Below are 8,374 nucleotides of genomic sequence, written 5' to 3' on the forward strand. Positions count from 1 at the left end.
TGGCCAGCTCCGCGGCCGCGTAGAGCGCGTCGCCGCCGTTGCCGCCCGGCCCCGCCACCGCGAGCACCCGGCTACCGGGCTCCACCATCGCGCGGGCGACCTGGGCCACGGCGTGCGCGGCCTGTTGCATGAGCTCGTCCGGCGAGGTTTGCGCGTCCAATAATGGCTGCTCGGCGGCGCGGACTTGGGCGACAGTAAAGGTGCAGGCGTACATATCGGCCAGGCTAGTCGCGCTGGCAGGTGGGGCACCAGAACAGGTTGCGCCCCTCCACCTTGCGCAGCGCGATCTCGTCGCCGCACACGTAACAGGGCTGGCCGGCCCGGCGGTACACGTAGACCTCGCCGCCGTGGTCGTCCTTGCGAGGCTCGCGCCCCATCGCCTCCGGCGCGTGTTCGTCGCGCACCGTGTCGATGCGGCCGTGCTCGACCCCGTAGTGCATGAGCTGCACCAGGTCGGCCCACAGCGCGTCGAACTCGGCGCGATCCAGCGCCCGCCCCGGTGTGAACGGGGAGAGGCCGAGCCGGAACAGCGGCTCTGCGCGGTAGATGTTGCCCACCCCGGCAAAGTAGGCCTGGTCCATCATCAGCGAGCCGATCGTGCGCTTCGAACGGTGCACGCGCGCCCACAGCGCGTCCGGGTCCGCGCCCGCGCCCAGCGGGTCCTCTCCGGTGCGCTCCACGATGGCGGCGACCTCCGCCGGGTTGAGGTAGGCGCAGGTCTGCGGCCCGCGCAGGTTGGCCGCCACCGCGCCCCTCCCACGATCCGGCACGAGCCGCAGTCGGATCTGGCCCCACACGTCCTCGGCCGGCTCGAAGCGCAGCGAGCCGATGAGGCCCAGGTGGATGTGCACGGTCGCCGGCGCAAACTCCAAAAACAGGTGCTTGCCGTGGGCGCGTGCGGTGAGGAGCGGGTGGGCGTCGATAAGCGATGCATCGAAGCGACCCTGCGGCGACGAAGCCGCAATGGGTGCGCCCCGAAACCCCTCGTTAAAGCGCGCCGCCAGACGGTGGATGACGTGACCTTCAGGCAAAGTGCCGCTCCGCAAGATTCATGGCGCAGATTGTAGTATTGCTTCCATGCCGTACAAGATCGGGTTTGACCGAGAGAAATATATTCAGATGCAGTCCGAGCACATCACCGCCCGCAGGCGGGAAATCGGCGGCAAACTCTATCTGGAGATGGGGGGCAAGCTTTTCGACGATCACCACGCCTCCCGCGTCCTCCCCGGGTTCACCCCGGACAACAAGATCGCCATGCTGGACCGGATCAAGGACGAAGTGGAGATTGTCATCTGCTTCAACGCCGGCGACGTCGTGCGCCAGAAGGTGCGCGCGGACCTGGGCATCACCTACGAAGATGACGTGCTGCGCCTCGTGGACGTGTTCCGCGACCGCGGCTTCCTCGTGGAAAACGTGGTGGTCACGCAGCTGGAGGGCCACAACGAGAACGTCGAAGCCTTCCTTGAGCGCCTCGGCCGCCTGGGCCTGAAGGTGTCGCGCCACTACATGATCCCGGGCTACCCCAACGACACGGCGACGGTGGTTTCCGACAACGGCTTTGGCCGCAACGACTACGTGGAGACTTCCCGCGACCTCATCGTGATGACTGCGCCGGGGCCGGGCTCCGGCAAGCTGGCCACCTGCCTGAGCCAGGTGTACCACGAGCACAAGCGCGGCATCCCCGCTGGCTACGCCAAGTTTGAGACCTTTCCCATCTGGAACCTGCCGCTGTCGCACCCGGTGAACCTGGCCTACGAGGCGGCCACCGCGGACCTGGAAGACATCAACGTGATCGACCAATACCACCTGGAGGCGTACGGGGAGAAGGTCACCTCCTACAACCGCGACATCGAGGTCTTCCCGCTGCTGAAGACGCTGCTGCGCGAGGTCACGGGGGAGACGCCGTACCAGTCGCCCACGGACATGGGCGTGAACATGGCCGGCTATTGCATCTCCGACGACACCGCGTGCCGCCACGCCGCGGAGCAGGAGATCATCCGCCGCTACTACAAGACCCTCGTGGAGGAGCGCCGCGCCGAGGCCGATTCGACCGAGTCGGACCGCATCTCCAACGTCATGCGCAAGGCGGAGGTGACCACGTCGGATCGCCCGGTGGTCGCGCCGGCGCTCGCGGTGGCGGAGGCGACCGGCCAGCCGGGTGCCGCGTTGGAGTTGCCGAACGGGAGCATCGTCACGGGCAAGACCTCGGACCTGCTCGGCCCCTCGGCCGCCGTGCTGCTCAACGCGCTGAAGGAGCTCGCGGGTATCGACGATTCCGTGCACCTCCTCTCGCCCGACTCCATCGAGCCGATCCAGACGCTGAAGACGAAGCACCTTGGCTCCGTGAACCCGCGCCTGCACACGGACGAGGTGCTCATCGCGCTGTCCGTATCGGCGGCTTCGAGTGCGGACGCCGCCGCAGCGCTTGAGCAGCTGCGGAATCTGCGCGGCTGCGACGCCCACACGACGACCATCCTCGGCTCCGTGGACGAGGGAATCTTCCGTAACCTGGGCGTTCTGGTGACCTCCGAGCCGACCTACTGGAAGAAGCGCCTGTACCACAAGCGCTAGGTTCGGTAATTCGGGCAATTCGGGTATTGCGCCCGTTGCGTCTTGTTCGTATGATGTTGGGCATGGATCAAGACGAGAAGCTCTCACCGGTGGAGCAGGCCCTGGCGGACCTCAACGGCAATCTCTCCCGCGCCCGCACCCACTCTGAGGACAGCGTCACGCTGCCCAAGGAGACCGCGGTGTGGCTGCGCGACATTATTGAAGATATTGCGGAGGGGCGCCTCATCCCCGCCCCCGGACCGGAGGAGGAGATGACGACGCAGCAGGTGGCCAACCTGCTGGGCGTCTCCCGCCCCTTTGTGGTCAAGCTTATTGACGATGGCCGCCTTGCCGGCCACAAAGTGGGTACCCACCGCCGCGTCTACACGCGCGACGCCGTGGCGTACAAAGATCTGATGGCCGGTAACCGTGGCCAGCGTTAGCAAGATCCTCCTGTACTACAAGTTTCAGCCCATCGCGGACCCGGACGCGGTGCGCCTGTGGCAGCGCGACCTGTGCGAGGGGTTGGGCCTGTACGGGAGAATCATCGTTTCCAAGGACGGGATCAACGGCACCGTCGGCGGCCCGATCGACGCGTGCAAAACCTACGCGAAAAAGACGCGCGAGTACTTCCGCGGCATCGAGTTCAAGTGGTCCGAGGGCGGCAAGGACGACTTTCCCAAGCTCTCCGTCAAAGCGCGCGAGGAGATCGTGTCCTTCGGCGCGCCGGGCGAGCTCAAGGTGGACAGCCACGGCGTCGTCGGCGGCGGCACGCACCTCACGCCGGAGGAGGTCAACGAGCTGGTGGCCAACAACCCTGACGTCGTCTTCTTTGACGGCCGCAACGCCCGCGAGGCGGAGATTGGCAAGTTCAAGGACGCCGTCGTGCCGGACGTGGAGACCACCCACGACTTCATCAAAGAGCTGGACAGCGGCAAGTACGACTGGATGAAGGACAAGCCCGTCGTCTCCTACTGCACCGGCGGCATCCGCTGCGAGGTGCTGTCCAGCCTGATGAAGAACCGCGGCTTCGAGGACGTGTACCAGCTCGACGGGGGCATCGTCCGCTACGGCGAGAAGTACGGCAACTCCGGGCTGTGGGAGGGCTCCCTCTACGTCTTTGACAAGCGCATGCACACCGAGTTCGGTGGCGGCACCGACGACCCCAACTACGTCCAGCTGGGTCACTGCGTGCACTGCGGTGCGGACACGAACCAGTTTTACAACTGCGCCAACGAGCCGGAGTGCCGCGTCCAGTACTTGAGCTGCCCCGAGTGCCGGGAGGAGAACCCGTACTGCGCGGAGTGCGCTACACGGCGAGCTTCCCAATCGTGATGATCAGCCACACCATGGTGAACGGTACGAGCGGCAGCCAGAACACGCCCATCCACGGCACCCACCGCTCGTAGCGGTTCAGCTTGCGCACCATGATCACGGCGCAAGCGAGCAGCGCCGCCACCGGCGGGATGGACGTGAGCACCGCCCACCAGGTCTCGCTCACGCCCGGAATCCACGACAGCACCAGGCCAAAGAGCAGGCAAAAGCTTATCGACGCCACCGTGAACCCCAGCGCCTGCCGCGTCGACCTCCGGTTCCGCTCCGCCACCTCGGCCGGGTCCGGCTCGTCCGCGAGCGCGTCGAAGTCCCGCGGCTCCGGCCGGGTCCTGCTGAACCGGTCGGCCCCCGAGTGCAGGTCGTTTTCTGGGTGGTCCTGCATGGTCTAGCCCTCCGCGTCCGAGCGCGGGTAGATGACCACGGGCACCGGCGCGAAGCGGATGAACTCGCCCTCGCGGGTGCCCACGAACACACGCTTGAGCTGCCCCGACGGCTGGGAGCCGAGGCACATGATGTCGCCCTTCTTCCACTTCACGCTGTCCACGGCGCGCTTCCAGCCCCGCCCGGACGCGAGCAGCGTCTGCACGTCCAGCGAGTCGGAGACCTCGAAGGCCTGGTCGCGGACGCGGTCGAGCAGCCCTAGGGTGGACTCGTTCCAGGCGGCCAGCTCGTGGGAGAACTCGGAGCTGCGCTCGTCGGGGGAGAACGCGACAATGCGCAGCGGCACGCCGATGACGGAGGCAAGGGAGGCGGCGTAGGCGAGGCCGGGGAAGCGGTCGCGGGTCCCGGTGCCGGAGATTTCGTCGGAGTCAATGAGCGCGTAGGTCACGCGGGTGATGCCCTTCTTGGACAGCTTCACGTGCTTCGGCGCCAGCCCGAGCGGCAGGGTGGAGGAGTGCATGAGCTCCTCGGCCACGGAGGTGGGGCGGAAGCGCTTCTTGGAGGTTTTGGCGCGTGAGCCCATGACGATCATGTCGGCGTTGAAGGCGGCGGCGTCGTAAAGCGGCTCCGTGCTGCTCGTCTTCTCAATGAGCCGGGCGACGTGCTTGGCGCGCTGCGAGCGGGGAACCACGCCGTCGAGGGCGTCGTCGACGCGGTCGCGGAATTCCTCGCGCGCCCGCTTGAGCCATTTCTTGTGCTTCTTTTCAGACACGGAATTGGTCCACGAGCTCTTGGTCGCGCTCATGACCTGCACCTTGACGGGCAGAGAGCGGCCGAGCCAGGCCGCGAACTCGAGGGCCTCGGTGTTATTGGAGTTGCTTGAGTCCCAGCCAACAACGATGCGCAACGCCTCCCGAGTCTCGGGGAGCTGCGCGAGATCTGTGGAGAACGAACGTGTTGACACGGCGCCCAGTCTACGTTGTGGTCTGTTCCTTATTCACGTAGGCATCGGCGAGAAGATTGATGGTATCGGCGACGCTGGCCAGTCGGCGCAGTGAGTCGGCGTCTAGCGTGCCGAGCATTTCGCCGAGGTACTTCGTGCGCTCGTCGCCTACGCGCTCGAGCTCGTCGAGCCCCAGCTGCGTCGTCTCCACGCTCACACCGCGGCGGTCGTCCTCGCTGCGGATGCGGTGCACGAGCCCGCGCTTCTCCAGCTGGTTGACGGTGTTGGAGGCAGTCGGCATGCGCACGCCCTCCGCCTCCGCGAGGTGGCTGATGCGGGACGGGCCGACGTCCGCAAGCCGGCGCAGGATGGACAGCTGCGGGCCCGTCAGGTCGGAGTGCTCGGCCGTGCGGAAGTAGGTGACGTACAGCGAGGTCATGGCGGGGCGAATGCTCCGCGCGATCTCGTACGGATCGGGTGTTTCATGCATAAGAAATCTCCTCCACGCTTTTCGAAGACTAAATAGTACCAGCTTTCGTACGACTATGATGGGGCGAGTGTTTGCGTACAGATACGAGGTGTCACACGAGTGGGCTCGCCGCACCACGCTGCGGGACCTCCGCCAGGGCAAGATCACGCTTGACGACGTCTGCGACGCCGATTTCCTCCTCCGCACCGCCAGCCAGTACCACGGCGCCAAGGCCGACCGTCCCTGCCCGATTTGCGGCTCCGAGCTGCGCGAAGTGAAGTGGGTGTACGGCGAGAACCTGGGCCGCCGCGCCAACACTGCCCGCAGCGCGAAGGAGATTGACCAGCTCGTCGCGGAGGTGGGGCCGATCACCGTGCACTTCGTCGAAGTTTGCCTAGAGTGCAAGTGGAATCATCTACGGAAGGCCGTGACCGCTGTTCCCGTCTCGGACGGGTAGTGTGTCCTATTAATAATGCGCAGTGGGCTTCGAGGTCTGAGGCCTGCCGCACGTCCGCACGTCTTGAGGGAAAACGAGTGACAAACAAAGAGAACGCCTCGGAAAGTGGAAGCACGGTAGCGTCGTCAAGCAAGCGAGCGTCGAAAGGCGCAAAGCGCTCGCGGTGGTGGCAATGGCTGCTGGCGCTGCTTCTGCTGCTGGTGCTGATCGCCGCGATCCCGGCGATCTGGTTTGCCTGGAACTACAGGCAGGCGGAGATCCCGGAACCCAACGACATTGAGGCGGCGCAGATCTCCAACATCTACTTCAGCGACGCCCAGACTGAGCTGGCGCGCGTGGTGCCGCCGGAGGGCAACCGCGAGCAGATCCCGCTCGACGCGGTGCCCGAGGAGGTGCAGAACGCGGTGCTCGCCGCCGAGGACCGCGACTTCTGGGACAACTCCGGCTTTTCCTTCACCGGCTTCGGCCGCGCCGCGGTGGGTCAGCTGACCGGCAACACCTCCGCTGGCGGCGGCTCGACGATTACGCAGCAGTACGTGAAGAACTCGATCGTGGGCAACGAGCACTCCTACGAGCGCAAGGCGAAGGAGCTGGTCTACTCCATCAAGATGGCCAACTCCTGGTCCAAGGAGGAGGTGCTCAACGCCTACCTCAACACCGTGTACTTCGGCCGCAACGCCTACGGCATCGAGGCGGCGGCGCACGCGTACTTCTCCAAGCCCGCCTCGGAACTCACCGTGGAGGAGGGCGCGGTGCTCGCCGCGCTGATTCAGCGCCCGAGCCAGCTTGACCCGTGGAACAACGAGGCCGGCGCCCAGGACCGCTGGAACTACGTCATGGACGGCCTGGTGGAGATGGGCGCGATCGACCAGGCGACGCGAGCGGGCGCGCAGTTCCCCGAGACGCGCGACCCGGCGACGTACTCCGCCTACACCGAGGCGACGGGCCCGAACGGCCTGATCAAGAACCAGGTGATGACGGAGCTCGCCGCGATTGGTATCACGGAGGATGACCTGACCAACCGTGGCCTGCAGATCACCACGACGATTGATAAGAAGACGCAGGACGACACGGTCCGCATCTCCGAGGAGCGCATTTCCGCCCTGCAGGACGACGCCCGCACCGGCGTGGTCGCCGTCGAGCCGGGCACGGGTGCCGTGCGCGCCTACTACGGCGGCAACGAGGCCTCCGGGTGGGACTATGCCAACGCCGGCCTGCAGACCGGCTCCACCTTCAAGATCTTCGCGCTGGCGGCGGCCCTGCAGCAGGGTATCCCGCTGACCGCGAACTTTGACGCCTCCCCGGTCACCCTGCCGGGCGGGTTCTCCGTGACCAACTCCGACGGCGGTGGCGGCGGCATCATCAACATGACCGAGGCCACCCGCACTTCCTCGAACACGGCGTACATGCGCATCCAGGACGACCTGGACAACACGACGCAGGACACGGCGGACATGGCGCACGCCCTCGGCGTGGCGCGCTCCATCCCGGGCATCCCGGTGACCCTGCGCGAGAACGGCGGCCAGCCCTACGAGGGCATCGTGCTGGGCCAGTACCAGTCGCGCGTGCTCGACATGGCCGCCGCGGTGGCAACGCTCACGGACCGCGGCGTGTACCACCCGACCCACTTCGTGCAGCGCGTCACCGACGCGCAGGGTGAGGTGCTCTACGAGAACGATGACAAGTACGCCGAGCGCCGCGTCTCCGCCCAGGTTGCGGACAACGTGATCCAGGCGATGCAGACTGTGATTCCGTACTCCTATGCCAACCTGGCGGGCGGGCGTCCGTCGGCGGGCAAGACGGGTACCGCCCAGATGGGCGACACCGGCCAGAACAAGGATGCCTGGATGGTCGGCTCCACCCCGCAACTGTCTGTCGCGGTGTGGGTCGGCACGGCTGACAACACCTCGCCGATCTTCAACGAGTACGGCGGCCTGATGTACGGCGCGCAGACCCCGGCCAAGATTTGGAAGGACGTCCTGGACACGGCCCTGGAGGGCCAGGAGATCCAGAACTTCCACGAGGCATCGCCGGTGTACTGGGGTGTGAACCCCTACGGCGGCGGCGCGAACCTGGGCGGCAACTCCTGGGCGTACTACAACCAGCAGCAGGGCACGACGCAGTCCGGGAACGGCGCCGCGGCGGCTCCGGCCGAGCAGCAGCAGTCCGCTGCCCCGTCGCAGCCCGAGCAGGCGCCCGCACCGGACCCGGCCGCACCCGCCGCACCGGCTCCGCAGCA

General features: G+C 66.5%; 10 protein-coding genes. 5 read left to right on the top strand and 5 right to left on the bottom strand.

All coding sequences use genetic code 11. The features are described 5' to 3' along the window. Positions 1–214: NAD(P)H-hydrate epimerase (locus CKJ84_RS00910; protein WP_304441705.1), on the bottom strand; the 214-nt coding region annotated here is incomplete at its 3' end. A 10-nt stretch (positions 215–224) separates the two neighbouring features. Further along, complete coding sequence (locus tag CKJ84_RS00915) at positions 225–1,031, bottom strand: Fpg/Nei family DNA glycosylase (RefSeq protein ID WP_095545661.1); 807 nt, start codon at positions 1,029–1,031, stop codon at positions 225–227. A gap of 46 nt (positions 1,032–1,077) precedes the next feature. Between CKJ84_RS00915 and CKJ84_RS00920 the strand changes: the two genes are divergently transcribed. The 3 genes from CKJ84_RS00920 to CKJ84_RS00930 all read left to right on the top strand — a co-directional run bounded on the left by CKJ84_RS00920 (position 1,078) and on the right by CKJ84_RS00930 (position 3,885). Beyond that, positions 1,078–2,571 carry a DUF1846 domain-containing protein gene (locus CKJ84_RS00920; protein ID WP_095278362.1) on the top strand — a complete coding sequence of 498 codons (1,494 nt, stop codon included), beginning with the start codon at positions 1,078–1,080 and terminating at the stop codon, positions 2,569–2,571. A 62-nt stretch (positions 2,572–2,633) separates the two neighbouring features. Then, positions 2,634–2,993: an excisionase family DNA-binding protein gene (locus tag CKJ84_RS00925; RefSeq protein WP_233125432.1), complete on the top strand. Its 360-nt coding sequence runs from the start codon at positions 2,634–2,636 to the stop codon at positions 2,991–2,993. Then, positions 2,980–3,885: a rhodanese-related sulfurtransferase gene (locus CKJ84_RS00930; protein WP_095545662.1), complete on the top strand. Its 906-nt coding sequence runs from the start codon at positions 2,980–2,982 to the stop codon at positions 3,883–3,885. The genes CKJ84_RS00925 and CKJ84_RS00930 overlap by 14 nt, the downstream gene beginning before the upstream one ends. Here CKJ84_RS00930 and CKJ84_RS00935 read toward each other — a convergent pair. From CKJ84_RS00935 to CKJ84_RS00945, 3 genes are read right to left on the bottom strand one after another with little or no spacing between them, the layout of a single operon-like run. Further along, positions 3,860–4,267 carry a hypothetical protein gene (locus CKJ84_RS00935; protein ID WP_095538196.1) on the bottom strand — a complete coding sequence of 136 codons (408 nt, stop codon included), beginning with the start codon at positions 4,265–4,267 and terminating at the stop codon, positions 3,860–3,862. The two genes, CKJ84_RS00930 and CKJ84_RS00935, sit on opposite strands and share 26 nt — an antisense overlap. Positions 4,268–4,270: 3 nt before the next feature. Next, positions 4,271–5,230, bottom strand: a complete 960-nt coding sequence (locus CKJ84_RS00940) for a universal stress protein (protein WP_095545663.1) — start codon at positions 5,228–5,230, stop codon at positions 4,271–4,273. A gap of 10 nt (positions 5,231–5,240) precedes the next feature. Continuing rightward, positions 5,241–5,699 carry a MarR family winged helix-turn-helix transcriptional regulator gene (locus tag CKJ84_RS00945; protein WP_095545664.1) on the bottom strand — a complete coding sequence of 153 codons (459 nt, stop codon included), beginning with the start codon at positions 5,697–5,699 and terminating at the stop codon, positions 5,241–5,243. A gap of 58 nt (positions 5,700–5,757) precedes the next feature. Between CKJ84_RS00945 and CKJ84_RS00950 the strand changes: the two genes are divergently transcribed. Then, positions 5,758–6,135 carry a DUF5318 family protein gene (locus CKJ84_RS00950; protein ID WP_095546366.1) on the top strand — a complete coding sequence of 126 codons (378 nt, stop codon included), beginning with the start codon at positions 5,758–5,760 and terminating at the stop codon, positions 6,133–6,135. Between the two features lie 77 nt (positions 6,136–6,212). After that, the coding region (locus CKJ84_RS00955; RefSeq protein WP_095545665.1) for a transglycosylase domain-containing protein at positions 6,213–8,374 on the top strand (2,162 nt) is incomplete at its 3' end.

It is taken from the genome of Corynebacterium sp. NML 120412 (assembly GCF_002285155.1).
Lineage (GTDB): Bacteria > Actinomycetota > Actinomycetes > Mycobacteriales > Mycobacteriaceae > Corynebacterium > Corynebacterium gottingense.